This window comes from Sorangium sp. So ce321, from assembly GCF_051530195.1.
GTDB lineage: Bacteria > Myxococcota_A > Polyangia > Polyangiales > Polyangiaceae > Sorangium.
Genome location: NZ_CP150329.1, coordinates 12,877,028 through 12,893,994 on the forward strand (window position 1 = coordinate 12,877,028; position 16,967 = coordinate 12,893,994).

The window sequence follows — 16,967 nt, forward strand, 5'->3', positions numbered from 1 at the left end:
GTCCGCGGTGGGCGACGTGGCACCGCCTTTGTGCCCGGACAATTTCGCTCGCCGTGGACGAAATCCACGGGTACAATCGGGCTGGAATATCGGCACGATGAGCGATCAACACAGCTTGACGGCTATCGAACGCGAGAACGAGGCGCTCCGCCGGCGCGTGGCCGAGCTGGAGCGAGCCGAGGCCAGGTTGGAAGCCATCTGCTCCCTGATGCCCGCCTTCATCGCGTTCGTCGATCGCGATGGGGTCTGTCTCGAGCTGTTCCCGACGCTGATCACGCCTCCCGAGGTCGCCAGGCACGGCGCCGGCGCGACGATGACCAGCGTCATCGGGAAAGACGCGGAGCGCTGCGTGGACGCCATCCGGAAGGCGCTCGTGGAGCGCAGGCCCACGGAAGTGGAATACTCGATCGCCTGGCCTCAGGGCGAGCTATTGTATCACGCCCTCTGCAGGCCGCTCGAGGGCGACACAGTGATCTGGGTGGCGCGCGACATCACGGCGCAGCGGCAGCTGGCGCTCGCCCAGGGAGAGCTGCGCAACTTCCAGGCGCTCGTCGACAGCGCCCCGGACGGCGTGTGCATCGCCTCCAAGCAAGGCGCTGTCTTCCACGCCAACCAGGCCTTCCGCGCCATGACAGGACACGGCGACGGCACGCTCGGAAAGAGCCTCTTCGACCTCTACGCAGAGGAGCAGGACCGGCTCTCGGACACCTTGCAGCAGTGCTTCGAGAGCGGCTCGTGGCAAGGCACCCTGAGCCTGATGCAGCACGACGGGCGCACCCTCCCCTGCCAGGTCTCCATGGTCGCCCTCGCCGCCGAGGCGGGGCGGCCACCGGCCCTCGCCACCATCGCCCGCGACCTCACCCCCCTCTACGACGCAGAGCACGAGCGACTCGCCCTCCAGCAGCAGGTCATCCAGGCTCAGCAGGACGCTCTCCGCGAGCTCTCCACGCCCCTCGTCCCCCTCGCCGAGGGCATCGTCGCCATGCCCCTCATCGGCACCCTCGACCGCCCTCGCGCTCAGCAGGCCATGGAGAAGCTCCTCGACGGCATCGTCCAGCACCAGTTCCACACCGCCATCCTCGACGTCACCGGCGTCAAGGACGTCGACGCCGAGTCCGCCGACGCCCTGCTCCGCATCGCCCGTGCCGCGCGCCTGCTCGGCGCACAGCTCGTCCTCACCGGCATCGGCCCCGACACCGCACAGACCCTCGTCGACCTCGGCGTCGACCTCTCCGGCATCACCACACGCAGCACCCTGCAGGGCGGCATCGCCCACGCCCTCGCGCCGCGCGCCAGGACGCCGGGCCCGCTCAAGAACGGCTCGCCCGCGGCGCGGCGGCCGCCCACCTGAACTGCGAGCTGCCCGCCTGAACCGCGAGCCGCCTCCCGCCAGAACGTCGCTACCGCACGCGGGAGAGGGCGCGCCGCGGCGGCCGGGACGCGGCGAGGAGCCCCATGGCAACCATGGCAACGGAGCTTGCGATCGCCCGCGCCGTGCCGTGGCCTTTCTGCCCCGTGGGGCAATTCGCGCCACGCGCGCCGGTGAGCCGCCGAGCGCTCGGCCGGGCTGCAAGCCGAGAGAACGCTACCTCGGGGTCGAGCCCCCACCGCGCTCGTCCTGGCATTCGCGTTGCTCCCCTGAGGGCAGCCGCCCCGGCGTGAGCCGCCAGGATGAACATCACGGCGCCTCGTGCGCCCCAGCAGTGAAGGTCTGTCATGCACCTGCCCGGAAAAGAAATCCCCTGGAAGGATTTTCTGAACGACATCAAGCAGGAATGGGTCAAGGACAAGGTCGACACCGTCGCTGCTGCGCTGGCCTTCTTCGGTGTCCTCGCGATCTTCCCGTTCCTGCTCTTCGCGGTCGCCCTCGCCGGCCTGGTCATCGACCCGGCCGATTCTGCGCGGCTGATCAGCGAGCTCTACCGGGTCGCCCCCCCGGCGGTGGCGAACATCCTCGGCGAGCGCCTCCAGGCGCTCACCGAGGGGCAGAGCCCGGGGCTCCTGACCCTCGGCGCCCTCGGCGCGGTCTGGGCCGCCTCGGGCGGCGTGATCGCGCTCATGGACGCGCTCAACTCGGCCTATGGCGTCGAGGACAGCCGGTCGTTCCTCAAGCGCCGCGGCATCTCCCTCCTGGTCACCCTCGGCGGCGCCGTCCTGCTGGCGATCGCCTCGGCGCTCACGGTCGCCGCGCCGGCGGTCGCCGAGCACCTCGGCCCCTTCGGGACGCTGCTCCTCTGGCTGCGCGTGCCGGTCTCGGCGCTCATCGTGATGGCTGTCCTGGCGACCCTCTATTACGTGCTCCCCGACGTGGAGCAGAAGTTCAAGTTCATCACCCCGGGATCGGTCGTGGCGGTCGTGATCTGGGTCCTCGCGTCCCTGGGCTTCTCCTTCTACGTCAGCCGCTTCGGCAGCTACGAGGTGAGCTACGGCGCGCTCGGCGGCGTCATCGTCCTCCTGCTCTGGAGCTGGATCTCCTCGATGGCGGTGCTCCTCGGCGCCGAGATCAACGCCATCATCGAGCACCGCTCGCCGGACGGGAAGCGCACCGGCGCCAAGGACGCCAGCGATACGGGGCCGGACGTGCCGAAGACCGAGAAGGAAGAGCGCCAGGGCGCCGCGCTCCCGGCCAGCGCCGCGCTCCCCCCGCGCGACAAGGCCGCGGGCGGCGACATCGCGCTCCCCCGCCCCATCCGCTCGAACGGCTCGGAGCTCCACGGCGGGAGGGCGTAGCCCGCCCTCGCAGCCCTGGTTCGCGCGAGACTTACTTCTTTCCGGAGCACCCTCATGCTGAATAGAGTCCTCTTGTCCACATCGCTGCTCGTGCTCTTCGGCTCGCTCGCCGCGGGCTGCCAGAGCGCCCCGGCCGGCGCGCCGACGTCGCCTCCGCCGGCGGAGGGCGCGCGGGGCGCGGAGGCAGAGGAGGCGCTGAGCCTCGACGACGCGGGCGGCGGCGGCGCCCCGACAGGGGCCGGCGGCGCGACGGGCACCGGCGAGCCGCAGGGCTGCGGGACCGACACCCTGCTGCTCAAGTACGTCGGGCACAGCCAGGACGCCTGCGCCCGGATCCGCTTCGCCTGCGAGCCCGGGTGGAGCTACTTCAGCGACGATTGCGGCTGCGGTTGCACCAAGCAGCCGTGATCGGCGCGGCCCGCGCCGGCCGGGGCCAGCGCGCTCCCCCGTGCGCGCCGCGCGCGCCGGCCACCGCCGGCGGCGGGCGCGTCGCGCCACAAAAACACCTCGCCCTGGGCCGCCTGCGGCATCTAGCATCGGTGCCGCATGCGCCCCCTGCTCATCGTGAATCCCCGGTCCAGCGGCGGAAGGACCGGCAAGCTCTTCGACGGGATGCAGACGCCCATCCGGCGCGTCCTCGGCGAGGTCGACGTCGTGCGCACGGAGCGCCCGCGCCACGCGGTCGACCTCGCGCGCGAGGCGGCGCTCGACGGGCGCGAGACGGTCGTCGCGGTCGGCGGGGACGGCAGCGTCAACGAGGTCGTGAACGGGCTGATGCAGGCGCGGGATCGGGGCGCCGCGGGGACCCGGCTCGGGATCATCGGCGCGGGCACCGGCGGCGATCTCTGCCGGACGCTGAAGCTGAACCACCGGCTCGACCGGTACTGCACGGCGATCGCGAGCGGCAGCGCGCGTCGCATGGACGTGGGCCGCTTCTCGTACGAGACGCACGACGGCCGGCAGGCCGAGGCGTTCTTCGTCAACGTCCTCTCCGCGGGGATGAGCGGCCTCGTGGATCAGATCGTCAGCGAGACGTCGCGGGCGCTCGGCAACACGCTCGCGTACACGATGGCCTCGGTCCGGGGCCTCATTCGCAGCCGCGTCGGCCGGGTGCGCTGCGTGGCGACGCTGCGCGGGGAGCGCCGCGAGGAGGAGCTCGCGACGCGCACCGTGGCCATCTGCAACGGCCGCTTCTTCGGCGCCGGAATGCAGGTCGCGCCGATGGCGCGGGCCGACGACGGCGTGTTCGACGTGATCGACCTCGGCGGCGCGCCCCACGTCCGCTTCGCGGCCGTGTCGACCGGCATGTACACGGGCGCGCACGTCCGCCACCCGGACGTCCGCCACTTCCAGTGCGATCGCATCGAGCTCACGCTCCTGAACCGCGACGTCGAGCACGCGTTCCTGCTCGACGTGGACGGCGAGCCGCTCGGACGGCTGCCGATCACGGTCACGATGGAGCCGAAGGCGATCGAGGTGCTGGCGCCGGCGGACTGAGGGGCTGGCGGGGAGGCGCCGCGGGCGGAAAGAGCTTGCCTGGCGCGGTTTTCCGATGAGCTGCCCGGCCCGAGGCGCCCCCTGCTCCTCGCGGCGCGGGCTGGCCTCGTGATCGAGCCCTGCGGCCTGCTCCTGCGACCCATTCTGGACCGATCATTCTGGACTGATCGTTCCAGAATGCGCCGCAGGAGCGTGCGTCAGGTGAGTCCGGCAGGCGCCCTGCGCCGCGCATTCTGGAACGATCAGTCCAGAATGCGCCGCAGGAGCGTGCGTCAGGTGAGTCCGGCAGGCGCCCTGCGCCGCGCACATTCTGGAACGATCAGTCCAGAATGCTGGTCTGAGGAAGAGCAGAATCGCCATCATGGCCCATGGACGCGCCGCGCGCTGACGCACCGCGGTGACGTCCGACCACCTTTTCGCCCGGTTCCCGCTCTCCTGCAGCCGTCGAGCCCGCAGCGCAGCGGTGGTAAGGGATCTCGCATGAGCTTCATCGATTCCCCTCCAGGCGAGCTTGCCCCGAGCTCGTCCGCGGCGCGCGCTTCCTCCGCTCCCCGGCTGCTGGTCGTCGGTTGCGGCGGGATCGGCGGCATCGTCGCCGCGCACCTGTTCGAGCAGGGCCACGACGTCACCGCGTTCACGACGAACCCGATCATCGCGGACGCCATCAACGCCGCCGGCTTCCGGGTGCGCGGCGAGGCGAGCCCCGGCACCGTGCGCGGCCGCGCGGAGTGCGAGCTCGGCCAGGACACCCGCCCGTTCGATTACATCCTCCTCGCGACGCAGCCGCCGCAGGTCGAGGAGGCCGCGCGCAGCGTCGTCGCGCACCTCGCGCCGTCGGGCGCGATGATCTGCCTGCAGAACGGCCTCTGCGAGGAGCGCATCGCCCGCATCGCCGGCCCGGAGCGCACCTTCGGGGCCATCGTCGCGTGGGGCGCCTCGATGGTCGAGCCCGGCGTGTACGACCGCACCTCGAGCGGCGGCTTCGTCCTCGGCCGGCTCGACGGCGCGAGCGACGCCCGCCTCCACGAGCTCGCGCGGATCCTCGAGGCGATCGGCCCGACGACCGTGACCGACAACCTCGCCGGCGCGCGCTGGTCGAAGCTCGCCATCAACTGCGCCATCTCGTCGCTCGGCACCGTCGGCGGCGACCGCCTCGGCGCGCTCCTCAGGCACCGCTTTGTCCGCCGCCTGGCGCTGGAGATCATGACCGAGACGGTGCACGTCTCGCGCGCCATCGGCGTGCGCCTCGAGAAGGTGGCGGGGACGCTCGATCTCGACTGGATCGCGCTCACGGACGCCGAGCGCGTCGCGGCCGGCTCGCCGGGGCTCTTCGCGAAGCACGCGCTGCTCCTCGCGGTCGGCGCGCGCTACCGCCGCATGCGCTCCTCGATGCTCGCCGCCATCGAGCGCGGCCGCCCGCCGGCGGTCGACTTCCTGAACGGCGAGGTCGCCTCGCGCGGCGCCGCGCTCGATATAGCGACGCCCATCAACGCCGCGGTCCGCGAGGAGGTGCTCGCGATCGCGGCGCGCAAGCGCAAGCCGAGCCTCGAGTCGCTGCGCGCGCTGTTCGACCGGACGCGCGCGCTCGTCGGCGCGCCGGGGTCCATCCGGCCCCCGCCCGCGACCGCGCCGCAGGAGCCGATCGCGGCCGCCGCCGACGCCCGGGCGGCCGCGCCGTACGAGCCCTTCGCCGCCGTCGACGCCCAGGCCGCCGCGCCGCAGGAGCCGATCGCGGCCGCCATCGACGCCCAGGCCGCCGCGCCGCACGAGCCGTCCGCGGCCGCCGCCGACGCATGGGCGGCCGCGCCGCACGAGCCGTCCGCGGCCGCCGCCGACGCATGGGCGGCCGCGCCGCACGAACCGCCCGCGGCCGCCGTCGATGCCCAGGCGGCCGAGCCGCGTGAGCCGTCCGCGACGGCCGCGAACGCCCAGGGTGATCGCGGGGGCATCTAGGCGGCGCTCGCGTCGGATCTGCTCCGGGGGGAACCGGATCGAGAAAACCGCCAAGGGGCCGAGAACGCCTGGCACGCCAGGACGCCGAGAGACCCCAGAAATTCCTTCTCGGCGTTCCTGGCGCCCTCTGTCTCTCCTGGCAGTTCGTATCCCCTCGTCAGAGCACCACCCCGGCACGTTGAACACATCGGCGACGGAAAACCGCCAGGGTGCCGAGGGGCACCAACAATTGTCCTGACCTTCTTGCCGCCGGCGCGCATCGCGCTCTCCGCGTCGTCGCGACGCGCACTCTTTGTCGCGCCGTCGCGTCGAAGTTCGGTAGCATCGGGCGTCTCTTCCTGTGGATCTCGAGAAGGTCCCTCGACGAGGAGCCCTCGCATGACGCACTCCCCGCTCGCACTCCCCTCTCGGCGCGGCGCCGCGCTCCGCGGCCGTGTTTCCCTCATGCTGCCCGCCGCGCTCGCCGCGCTCGCCGCGCTCGCCGCGTGCGGCGACGACGACGGCGGGGGCGGAAGCGGGGCGGCCGGCGGGGGCGGCGGCGAGGGGGGCGCCGGCAGCGCCCCCGTCATCGAGGAGCCGAACCGGTTCCGCATGCGCATCGACGACGCGGAGGTGCCGTCGGTCACACTCCAGCTCGACAAGCAGAAGGCGCTGCAGGTCTTCGGCGAGGACGGCGCGAAGCAGATCACCGTTCTCAACGTCGACACGACCGGCTTGCTCCGGAGCGCGCTCGAGCGGATCCAGGACGCGTGCGGGACCACATGGCGGAACGACAGCGAGAATCCCGGCCACGACTGCACGCTCACCCCGCTCGGCCAGAGCTTCGGGGCGGCGTGGCGGACGTCCGCGGAGTTCGCGCTCGTCCGGCTGCTCAGCATGACACCCGCCAACGCCAACGTGACGGGGACGTCGCTCGCGGAGCTGAAGGCGCTCTTCAATGACAACCCCGGCACCTTCGCGTTCGACTTCGCGGACATCCTCGCCGATAGCATCAACCTCGATCTGGCGGTCCAACCAGAACCGACGGTCACGCGCGAGAACCGCACGGCGCCGCTCGTGCCGATCGACAAGCTCATCATCGCCCTCCAGCAGCAGCTGCTCGGCTCTCACCCGGCCATCCCGGACCCCGACGGCGTGAGATTGCCTGTCACGCTGTACGAAGCCTTGCACGATCTCGAGTCCCTCGATGAGAAGCTCGGCCGGGCCGGGGATCATCCGGGCGTGCTCGTCCCTGACGACGACGCCTTCTCGACCAGGAGCGATGTCCTCCAGCCCGACTTCTCGATGCGCGTCGTCGCCGAGTCCGGCCTGCGCAGGGTCTCCGGGATCGACCTGTCGAAGGGGGGCGGCGACATGTTCCTGCGCGAGGGCGACGCGCCGCTGCGGTTCGACTTCACGGACCCCGAGAAGCTCCAGGTCAGCGGCATTGCACAGGCACCGACCGTGGACATGCGGATCTCGCTGCGCGAGCTCCCCACCGTCGTGCCCTCTTGCAGCGGCAACGACACGCCAGATTGCAAGACGAACGCTCCTGATCACCCGGTCGGCGCCGACACGATCTGGACGGTCCCCCCCTATCTCCTCGAGTCCATCGTCGCCACCGCGGGTTACCTCACGTACCGCGACCGCGCTCGGTTCTCGGGGTGTTACTTCAAGTCTGGCTCGACGTGCCGGCTCGGCGTGAACATCGGCCCGGAGGGCGACCCGCCCGGCTGGTCCGTCTTCCTCGGCAACATCGCCTTCCCGCCCGACCCGCCGCCCCGCATACCGGATCCGCAGTTCTTCTGGGAGCTGCTCACCGACGTCGCGCAGGTCGCCATCCACGATCCGACCGGCGAGGGCAGCCCCGATATCGTGGAGGGCAAGGCCCAGCCGGTCTTCGCGCTCCCGGGCGTCGGCATCGGCCTCACCAGCGAGGAGATCGTCACCGAGCTCCGCCAGACGCTGCAAGGCCAGGCCAAGGAGATCGCGGAGATCATCCTGGGCCGCTACTGGGTGAACAACGACACGCTCGACTTCTTCTATGGCCGCGGCGCGCCGGGCGGCGCTCCTTATCTGTACTTCGTGGCCGAGGACGATCTCCGGCCCTCGGATCAGGGCGCGGAGGCCCCGCGCGCCTACGCGTACGACAAGCCCGGCTTCTTCACGAGCCCCGACCTCGACGAGGCGAGCAAGGTCTCGAACAAGGAGCTCGACGGCCTCGCCGACACGACGCACGAGAAATACAAGCTGCCGCCGGGCGAGACCACGCTCTACATGCAGGACGACGAGGCCGCCGTCTACGAGGTCCGCTTCCACGTGCCCGACACAAGCGATCCGGTGGAGATCACCGCCGACGTGAAGAGGCTCTGATCATGGCAGCGCGAGACCGCACCCGCCCCGCCGCCCCCGCCCGCCGCCGGCGCGCCCGGCCCGGCCCCCTGCTCGCTGCCGCGCTCGCCTGCGCCCTGCCCGGCTGCGTCGAGGCCGTCACCGTGGAGCAGGCGCCGCCCCCGGCGGCGCTCGACGTGAGCCAGAGCCGCACCCTCACGCTCGAGTTCCTGCGGTTCGACGCGAAGGGCTTCGCCAAGACGCTCACGCTCGAGGAGCTCCGCGCCATCCCGCGGCCCACGCTCGAGGCGATCTGGCTGCTCGATCTCGACATCTCGGACCTCATCGAGAACGCGCTGCTCAAGGTCATGTACATGCCCCCCGCGGAGGTCGACGCGCTGACTCCAGCGGCGCGGAGCCTCGTCGGGCTCCTCAACATGACGCCGGAGAACGCCGACCTGAGCGGCACGAGCCTCGAGAGCCTGCTCGGCGTCGGCAGCGCCGTCGGGCTCTCGACGTCGAAGATCCTCGCCGAGCTCGTGGGCGCCGAGGCCAACGAGCGGATCATCCCGGTCGAGATCACGTCGCAGGTCGTCCTGGAGGACCTGGTCAGCACGCACCCGAACACGAAGACCCGCAGAGGGCCGCCCACCGACGAGCACCCGGACGGCGTCTTCCCCGTCGCGCCCCACTCCATCCCCGTCACCCTGTACGACGTCGTCACGGACTTCGCCGGCCTCGCCGAGCAGTTCGGCCCGGCGCCGCTCGATCCGGGCGACCCGGACGGCCCGAAGCACCCCGGCTTCATCAAGGCGACCTCGGGCGTCAAGGCGGCCCTCGACGACTTCACGATGACGGTCAAGGTCAACGTCAACGCCCTGCCGTACAAGGGCGTCGACGCGACGGCGGCCGACGTCGCGAGCGTCAACAGCACGCCCGGCCAGATTGACACCCTCTTCGATTTCAGCGAGCCCGACTGGCTCGAGCTGAACAACCTCGCGAAGCACCTCAGCATCGGCGAGCTGACGCTCGGCATCCCCGAGAGCCCGATGTACCTGGAGGCGAGCACGCAGGAGGCGCCGGCGCCGCACGACTCGCCCGTGTGGGACCAGCCGCTCTGGGTCTTCGAGCACATCCTCGCCCGCGCCGGCGAGCTCAGGGCGGCGCAGATCGAGGCGCACTGCTCCAGCTACGCGCCGGAGGGCAGCTCCACGAGCGACTTCGAGGCCGTGGGGGTCTGCATCGACGGCGCCGGATGGACCCAGATCAGCGTCGATCCCAGCATCGTCCTCGCGAAGCCGGCCCCGGATCCGTCGTACTTCTGGGACATCCTCCTCGAGGTGGCCCAGGCGCGGCTCCACGACGGCGGCCTCGCCGAGGGCGAGGCGGACCTCGTGGTGCCCATCCGCGACGTCCCTGTCGGCGTGAAGACAGAGGACCTCGTCGCGAGCATCAAGGAGAACCTCTCGAGAGATCCCGCGGTCCTCAAGGACATGGCCATCGAGCTGAACGACAACGCGGCCGGCGACGCGGACTTCTACCTCTACCAGCCGAGCACCGGGAGCGGCGTCGCGGGCCAGCGGGACTACCTCTACTTCGTCGCGCCCGACGACATCCGCAAGGACGCGGAGGGCGGCCGCGTGCGCGACTACGCGTACGAGCGCCCGGGCTTCTTCGCCGACGCCGGGCTCGCGAAGAAGGTGTCGACGACCGAGGAGATCGACGGCGACGCGCTCCACGAGAAGGTGGAGGTCAAGCCGGGAGATGCGCTGTACTTCGAGGACGACGAGGGGCGCCGCTACGAGATCAGGATCGGCGACAAGCCGAGCGCCCATCGCCTCTCGCTCACCCTCACCCGGCTCGAGTAGCCGGATAACCCACCGTGAGGACCCGTCTCATGTCAGGAGCTCTGCTCACCGTGCCGCCTCGCGACAGCGCTCGTGCGCGCGCATGTGCGCGTGCGTGTCGACGCACAGGACGTGCGCTCGCCGCGCTCGCGCTCGCGACAGGCCTCCTCTGCCGGACGGCGGGCGACGCGCGCGCCTCGGGCATCGACGCGCCGTGGGTGACGAGCGGCGTCTCGGGCCCCACGACGGCGGACGCCGCCGCTGTCTTCTGGAACCCGGCCGAGCTGGCCGGGGTCGAGCGGCCGGAGCTCCTCCTCGGCGCGGGCCTCATCGTCGGCCACGCCACGTACAAGCGCGAGCGGCGCGGCGCGTACCAGACGCCGGACACGCTGCAGTTCAAGCTCCCGCTCGACCCGGCGAACGCCGCCCCCGGCAAGGCCGGCTCCGACGAGGCGGTCTCGACGACGCCTGTCGCGCCGACGGGCAACGCCTTCCTCGCGATCCCGACCATCCCGGACCGCCTCACGCTCGGCGTCGGCCTGTACGTCCCCTACGCCGCGGCGCTCAGCTTCCCGGACGGCCCGCAGCGCTGGCAGCTCCAGCAGGCGTTCATCGTGGCGACGTCGCTCACGGCGGCCGCCGGGCTCAAGCTGACCGAGCAGCTCTCGCTCGGCGCCGGCATCTCGTACGTCAGCGGCATCGCCGAGCTCTCCAAGGTGCAGGACTTCGCCGGCCTCAAGGAGTTCCGCGACGGCCTCGCCTACCTCAAGCAGGACAACGACTTCGGCCCGACGACGCCCTCCGAGTTGCGCGAGCTCGACGTCCTCGCGCGCCCCATCTCGCTCAAGCAGGCGATATCGCACGGCGCCTCCTTCCACGTCGGGCTCGCCTTCAACCCGAACAAGGACCTCCGCTTCGGCCTGACGTACCAGCACAGCGCCGCGATGCGGTACAAGGGCAAGTTCGCCATCGACATGAACCACCCGTTCTTCACGCAGGACCTGGCCGAGCAGGGCCTGCGCTACAAGCCGCTCGTGGAGGGCGACGCGGAGCTCTCGTTCACGCTCCCCAAGCGGCTCACCGCGGGGGTCGGCTACCGCGTGAACGACAAGCTCAGCGTCGATGGCCTCCTGTCGTACGTGCTCTATTCGGACATCAAGGCGTTCGTCGTCGAGGCCTCCTCGCCGGACCTCGCCCAGCCGAAGCTCGGGATCATCGATCGCGTGGCCGTGACGCTGCCGCGCCGGTGGAACGACACCGTGTGGCTGGAGGTCGGCGCCAAGTACAGGCTGAGCGAGGCGCTGCTCGGGACAGCGTCGGTCGGCTATCAGTCGCCCGCGTCGCCGGACAGCACGATCGACGTGGCCTCGCCCGACAACCACCGTCTGATCGGCGATGTCGGCGGCGTCCTCAAGGTGAGCGATAAGGTCTCGCTCTCGGCCGACTTCCGCGTGCAGGGCATCCTGCCGCGGACCGTGACCGGGTCGGACTACGACCTCGGCAACGGGAGATACACGCTGGTGCTCACGACGGTGGGCGGGCACCTCAAGGTCGTGTTCTGAGCTTGGGTCTTTAGGAAGAGCGCAAGCGCGGCGAGCTCCGGACCGATCGCGCAAGCCAGCCTCATGCGCCGCGCGTCCGGCGATCGGGGCGCGGTGGCCGAGGAGCATCGCGGGCCCGGGTCCGTGCTACGCTCCATCCATGTCCACCGAGGAGATCCTTGCCCGGTTGCTAAAACTCCCTCGCCAGGAGCGGGCCAGGGTCGCGGAGGAGCTGCTCTCCAGCCTGGAAGAAGCCGACGAGGAGGAGGTCGCGGCCTCATGGGCGGCCGAGCTGGAGCGACGCTCGCGGGAGATCGCAGAGGGCAAGGTGGAGACGGTCGAGTGGGGGGCAGCTCGGACGGAGCTCCTGACGGAGCTCGCGGCTCTTCGTGCGCATCGCGCTGCATCCTGAAGCACGTGCAGAGCTTCGCGCCGCGGCGTTGTGGTACGAGGAACGGCGCTCGGGGCTGGGTGACGAGCTCGTCGCCGAGGTGTCGTCGGCGTTCGACAGGATCGGAGAAGCGCCTGCATCGTTTCCGGTCTGGCCAGGTACGGCCGCCGCACCGTTGAGCATTCGCAGGGCGACTGTCAGCCGGTTTCCCTACGTCATCGCGTTCGAGGTGCATGCCGATCACGTGCTGGTGCTCGCGATCCCCCATGCAAAGCGGCGCCCGCTGTACTGGCTGGCGCGCGCTCTCTGAGAGACGATCGCCGCGATGTCTCCCCGTGTCGGTGGCGGAAAGCCCTCGGCCGGAATGTGCCGCCCCGGGCCGCCGGACGCCGTCCCCGGACGGGAGGACGCGGCCCCCAGGCCGGAAGGTGCCGCCCCCAGGCCGGAAGGTGCCGCCCCCAGGCCGGAAGGCGAGCGCCCCGCGGGGGGTGAGTCCGGCAAGGTGGGGATCGACTCCGGCGAGGTGGGGGGTGAGCTCGGCGAGGCGGGGGGTGAGATGGCCGGAGGCTGGGGAGGAGTCCGGCGAGGTGGCAGAAACATGGAACGAGCCGGGGAGAGAGCCGACAGAGGCGGGGAGGCGAGTGGGCGAGGTGGGGAGTGAGGCGGCAGGGCGCCGGTCCGACGACGCGCTGCGCGCGCTCTCGGACGCCTACCTCGAGACGCCCTCGGCGGAGATGCGCGCCGCCATCCGCGCGCGCATGGAGATGCGCGCCGCCATCCGCGCGCGCATGGAGATGCGCGCCGCCATCCGCGCGCGCATCGGGCGGCAGCGGCGGGAGCGTCCGCGGCACGACGCGTCGGGCGAGCTCGAGCTGATGGGGACCATGCGGCGGCCCGGGAAGGTCGTCTGGTAGGCTGGCGCCGTGGCGGCAGACCTCATCGACTTCGGCATCGAGCGCGGCCGCCACGAGCATTTCTTCGGTCGAGAGGACGCGCTCGCGGCCGTCGATCGCCACCTGGAAGGCGCGGGGGCGTCGGGCCGCTGGGTGCTCGTCACGGGCGGGCCCGGCATGGGCAAGAGCGCGATCCTCTCGCGGTGGCTCGATCTGGAAGAGCAGCGCGGCCGCAGGGCGCCGCACCATTTCCTCCGGCGCGACGTCATTGACTGGGATCGCCCGGAGGCGGTCGTGCGCTCCCTCTCGGCGCAGATCGAGGCGCTGTATCCGGCGCAGAAGGACCCGGCGGCGAGGCCGGAGAACCGGCTGATCGAGCTCCTCGCGAGGGTGTCGAAGCACGAGCTCGTCCCTCGCGAAGAGCGCCTGGTGCTCGTCGTGGACGGCCTCGACGAGGCGCGGAGCGAGGGCGCCGGGCAGAACCCGCTGCCCGGCTTTCTGCCCTACACGCTGCCGCCGCGCGTGCACGCGCTCTGCGCATCGCGCCCGCAGTACCCGCACCTCGGGTGGCTGGAGAGCCGCGGGAATGTGCGGCGGCTCGATCTCGACGCGCCCGAGTGGGCGGCTTCGAACGAGCGGGCCTGCCGGGCGTTCTGGGGCGATCAGGCGCCGCGGTTCACGCCGCGGCTCGACCCGAGGCTCGTCGAGGAGGCGGTCGCGCGGGCGGAGGGGAACCTCCTCTATGCGGTGAAGCTGCGGGAGTGGCTCGAGGAGCAGCCGGTCGAGCAGCGGCGTGTGGAGCGCCTGCCGCGAGGGCTGAGCGGGTTCCTGGAGCAGATCTGGCAGCAGCTCCGGAGCCTGCCGCGCGAGCAGCTCGGGATTGTCGCGAACGGGCTCGGGCTGGTCTGCGCGGCGCGCGAGGCGCTGCCGCTCGAGGAGATCGAGGCGGCGTGGGGGTGGAACGACGTGGAGGCCGGCGAGGATTTCCTTCGCGCAGCGCGGGCGCTGCTCCTGGAGGAGCCGGCGTCGTGGCGCGGCACGCGGGCGTACCGGCCGTACCATGAGGCCTTTCGCGCGTTCATCACGGAGAAGCTCGGGCCGAAGCGCATGGCCGAGCTGCACCGGCGGCTGCTGGAGACGGCGGCGCGCTGGCCAGTGGCAGAGGGAGAGAGTGATTTCCGGCGGCGGTATGCGGCGCGCCACGCGATCGCACACGCGATCGCGGCGGGCGAGCGGGAGAAAGCGCGGGGGTTGTGCCGGGATCTCGGGCTCCTGGAGGGGCTCTGCCGCGAGGATGGGCCTGCGGCGCTCGAGGAAACGCTGCGCCTCGGCGCGAAGGAGCTCGAGGACGGCGAGCTCGACCTGCTCCACCGGGCGGTGCGGGCCGAGTCGCACTGGCTCCGCGAGGCGCCGGAGGCGCTGCCGGAGCTGGGCTACAACCGGCTGCGCTCGGCCGGATGGGAGGCGGAGCGCATCGCGCGAACGCTGCGGTTCGCGCGCGGCTTGCCAGCGATCCGGCTGCGGCATCCGGTGCGGATGTGGACCGGCGAGGAGCGCACGCTGTCCGGCCACTCCGGGATGGTCAATGCCTGCGCGGTCAGCCCCGATGGCCAGCGCATCGTCTCCGCCTCCAGCGACGACACGCTCAAGGTCTGGGACCTTGCCAGCGGGAAGCTCCTCTCCACCCTCGAAGGCCACTCCCGGGGGGTCCATGCCTGCGCGGTCAGCCCCGATGGCCAGCGCATCGTCTCCGCCTCCGGGGACAGCACGCTCAAGGTCTGGGACCTTGCCAGCGGGAAGCTCCTCTCCACCCTCGTAGGCCACTCCGGGGAGGTCAATGCCTGCGCGGTCAGCCCCGATGGCCAGCGCATCGTCTCCGCCTCCGGGGACAGCACGCTCAAGGTCTGGGACCTTGCCAGCGGGAAGCTCCTCTCCACCCTCGGAGGCCACTCCGAGAGGGTCAATGCCTGCGCGGTCAGCCCCGATGGCCAGCGCATCGTCTCCGCCTCCGGGGACAGCACGCTCAAGGTCTGGGACCTTGCCAGCGGGAAGCTCCTCTCCACCCTCGAAGGCCACTCCGGGTGGGTCACTGCCTGCGCGGTCAGCCCCGATGGCCAGCGCATCGTCTCCGCCTCCGGCGACAACACGCTCAAGGTCTGGGACCTTGCCAGCGGGAAGCTCCTCTCCACCCTCGAAGGCCACTCCGAGAGGGTCAATGCCTGCGCGGTCAGCCCCGATGGCCAGCGCATCGTCTCCGCCTCCAGCGACAACACGCTCAAGGTCTGGGACCTTGCCAGCGGGAAGCTCCTCTCCACCCTCGAAGGCCACTCCGAGGGGGTCCATGCCTGCCCGGTCAGCCCCGATGGCCAGCGCATCGTCTCCGCCTCCTGGGATAGGACGCTCAAGGTCTGGGACCTTGCCAGCGGGAAGCTCCTCTCCACCCTCGAAGGCCACTCCGGGAGGGTCGATGCCTGCGCGGTCAGCCTCGATGGCCAGCGCATCGTCTCCGCCTCCGACGAAACGCTCAAGGTCTGGGACCTTGCCAGCGGGAAGCTCCTCTCCACCCTCGAAGGCCACTCCGGGTGGGTCACTGCCTGCGCGGTCAGCCCCGATGGCCAGCGCATCGTCTCCGCCTCCAGCGACGACACGCTCAAGGTCTGGGACCTTGCCAGCGGGAAGCTCCTCTCCACCCTCGAAGGCCACTCCGGGACGGTCACTGCCTGCGCGGTCAGCCCCGATGGCCAGCGCATCGTCTCCGCCTCCGGCGACAACACGCTCAAGGTCTGGGACCTTGCCAGCGGGAAGCTCCTCTCCACCCTCGAAGGCCACTCCGGGACGGTCACTGCCTGCGCGGTCAGCCCCGATGGCCAGCGCATCGTCTCCGCCTCCTGGGACAGCACGCTCAAGGTCTGGGACCTTGCCAGCGGGAAGCTCCTCTCCACCATCGAAGGCCACTCCCGGGGGGTCCATGCCTGCGCGGTCAGCCCCGATGGCCAGCGCATCGTCTCCGCCTCCTGGGACAGCACGCTCAAGGTCTGGGACCTTGCCAGCGGGAAGCTCCTCTCCACCCTCGTAGGCCACTCCGGGGAGGTCAATGCCTGCGCGGTCAGCCCCGATGGCCAGCGCATCGTCTCCGCCTCCAGCGATAAGACGCTCAAGGTCTGGGATACTTCGACAGGGGAATGCCTGGGCACATTGCGCGGGGTCGGCTCATTTTTCAGCGTGGCTGTGTCGCAGCAGCATCTTTGTGCAGGCGACACGAACGGCAACCTCTGGCATCTCTATTTCACGCCCTCAGCACCTCAAGAGAAAGGCTTCCCGCGAAAGAAGCCTCTCCGTCTCTTCTTCAGCTACTCCCACAAGGACGAGGCTCTCCGCGACGAGCTGGAGACCCATCTCGCTCTCCTCAAACGCGAGGGCCTCCTCCAGAGCTGGCATGACCGCCGCATCGCCGCCGGCGATGCGCGGGCTGGCCAGATCGACAAGCATCTCAACGAGGCCGAGGTGATCCTCCTCCTCGTGAGCGCCGACTTCCTTGCCTCAGATTACTGCTTCGATAACGAGATGACGCGCGCCCTGGCGCGCCACGACGCCGGCCAGGCCTGCGTCATTCCGGTCATCCTTCGAAAGACCGACTGGCACAGCGCGCCGTTCGCCAGGCTCCAGGCGCTCCCGAAGGATGCCAGGCCGATCACCCTCTGGCAGGACCGCGACGAAGCGTGGCACGACGTGGCCCTCGGCATCCGGCGCGCCATCGAGGCGCTCCGAGCGCGCTACGGCTAGCTTCCCCGGCCACACCCCCTCG

At 71.1% G+C, this 16,967-nt stretch carries 12 protein-coding genes; all 12 read left to right on the top strand.

Annotated elements, in window-relative coordinates:
- The first annotated feature begins 115 nt into the window (after nucleotides 1-115).
- The 12 genes from WME89_RS47845 to WME89_RS47900 all read left to right on the top strand — a co-directional run bounded on the left by WME89_RS47845 (nucleotide 116) and on the right by WME89_RS47900 (nucleotide 16,945).
- A complete protein-coding gene (locus WME89_RS47845) occupies nucleotides 116-1,351 on the top strand; it encodes a PAS domain-containing protein (protein WP_438006191.1) in 1,236 nt (411 codons plus the stop codon).
- A gap of 365 nt (nucleotides 1,352-1,716) precedes the next feature.
- A complete protein-coding gene (locus tag WME89_RS47850; RefSeq protein WP_438006192.1) occupies nucleotides 1,717-2,730 on the top strand; it encodes a YihY/virulence factor BrkB family protein in 1,014 nt (337 codons plus the stop codon).
- A 54-nt stretch (nucleotides 2,731-2,784) separates the two neighbouring features.
- Nucleotides 2,785-3,138 (top strand): hypothetical protein, encoded by a 354-nt coding sequence (locus tag WME89_RS47855; protein ID WP_438006193.1) that lies wholly within the window; start codon nucleotides 2,785-2,787, stop codon nucleotides 3,136-3,138.
- 138 nt (nucleotides 3,139-3,276) lie between these two features.
- Entirely contained in the window at nucleotides 3,277-4,227 is a 951-nt protein-coding gene (locus tag WME89_RS47860) for a diacylglycerol/lipid kinase family protein (protein ID WP_438006194.1), read from the top strand.
- 480 nt (nucleotides 4,228-4,707) lie between these two features.
- Nucleotides 4,708-6,180: a ketopantoate reductase family protein gene (locus WME89_RS47865; RefSeq protein WP_438006195.1), complete on the top strand. Its 1,473-nt coding sequence runs from the start codon at nucleotides 4,708-4,710 to the stop codon at nucleotides 6,178-6,180.
- Between the two features lie 378 nt (nucleotides 6,181-6,558).
- Nucleotides 6,559-8,532, top strand: a complete 1,974-nt coding sequence (locus tag WME89_RS47870) for a hypothetical protein (protein ID WP_438006196.1) — start codon at nucleotides 6,559-6,561, stop codon at nucleotides 8,530-8,532.
- 2 nt (nucleotides 8,533-8,534) lie between these two features.
- Nucleotides 8,535-10,358, top strand: a complete 1,824-nt coding sequence (locus WME89_RS47875; protein WP_438006197.1) for an acetyltransferase — start codon at nucleotides 8,535-8,537, stop codon at nucleotides 10,356-10,358.
- A gap of 197 nt (nucleotides 10,359-10,555) precedes the next feature.
- Nucleotides 10,556-11,899: an OmpP1/FadL family transporter gene (locus WME89_RS47880; protein ID WP_438006198.1), complete on the top strand. Its 1,344-nt coding sequence runs from the start codon at nucleotides 10,556-10,558 to the stop codon at nucleotides 11,897-11,899.
- A 139-nt stretch (nucleotides 11,900-12,038) separates the two neighbouring features.
- Nucleotides 12,039-12,290, top strand: a complete 252-nt coding sequence (locus tag WME89_RS47885) for an addiction module protein (protein WP_437657013.1) — start codon at nucleotides 12,039-12,041, stop codon at nucleotides 12,288-12,290.
- Nucleotides 12,268-12,579 (top strand): type II toxin-antitoxin system RelE/ParE family toxin, encoded by a 312-nt coding sequence (locus WME89_RS47890; RefSeq protein WP_438006199.1) that lies wholly within the window; start codon nucleotides 12,268-12,270, stop codon nucleotides 12,577-12,579. The genes WME89_RS47885 and WME89_RS47890 overlap by 23 nt, the downstream gene beginning before the upstream one ends.
- A gap of 277 nt (nucleotides 12,580-12,856) precedes the next feature.
- A complete protein-coding gene (locus WME89_RS47895; protein ID WP_438006200.1) occupies nucleotides 12,857-13,183 on the top strand; it encodes a hypothetical protein in 327 nt (108 codons plus the stop codon).
- A 9-nt stretch (nucleotides 13,184-13,192) separates the two neighbouring features.
- Entirely contained in the window at nucleotides 13,193-16,945 is a 3,753-nt protein-coding gene (locus WME89_RS47900; RefSeq protein WP_438006201.1) for an AAA family ATPase, read from the top strand.
- Nucleotides 16,946-16,967: the final 22 nt, after the last annotated feature.

Excerpts from the sequence above, each read along its gene's own strand:
- WME89_RS47865 (WP_438006195.1), top strand. The coding sequence starts at position 4,708 with ATGAGCTTCATCGATTCCCCTCCAGGCGAGCTTGCCCCGAGCTCGTCC.
- WME89_RS47850 (WP_438006192.1), top strand. The coding sequence starts at position 1,717 with ATGCACCTGCCCGGAAAAGAAATCCCCTGGAAGGATTTTCTGAACGAC.
- WME89_RS47875 (WP_438006197.1), top strand. The coding sequence starts at position 8,535 with ATGGCAGCGCGAGACCGCACCCGCCCCGCCGCCCCCGCCCGCCGCCGG.
- WME89_RS47885 (WP_437657013.1), top strand. The coding sequence starts at position 12,039 with ATGTCCACCGAGGAGATCCTTGCCCGGTTGCTAAAACTCCCTCGCCAG.
- WME89_RS47860 (WP_438006194.1), top strand. The coding sequence starts at position 3,277 with ATGCGCCCCCTGCTCATCGTGAATCCCCGGTCCAGCGGCGGAAGGACC.
- WME89_RS47855 (WP_438006193.1), top strand. The coding sequence starts at position 2,785 with ATGCTGAATAGAGTCCTCTTGTCCACATCGCTGCTCGTGCTCTTCGGC.
- WME89_RS47870 (WP_438006196.1), top strand. The coding sequence starts at position 6,559 with ATGACGCACTCCCCGCTCGCACTCCCCTCTCGGCGCGGCGCCGCGCTC.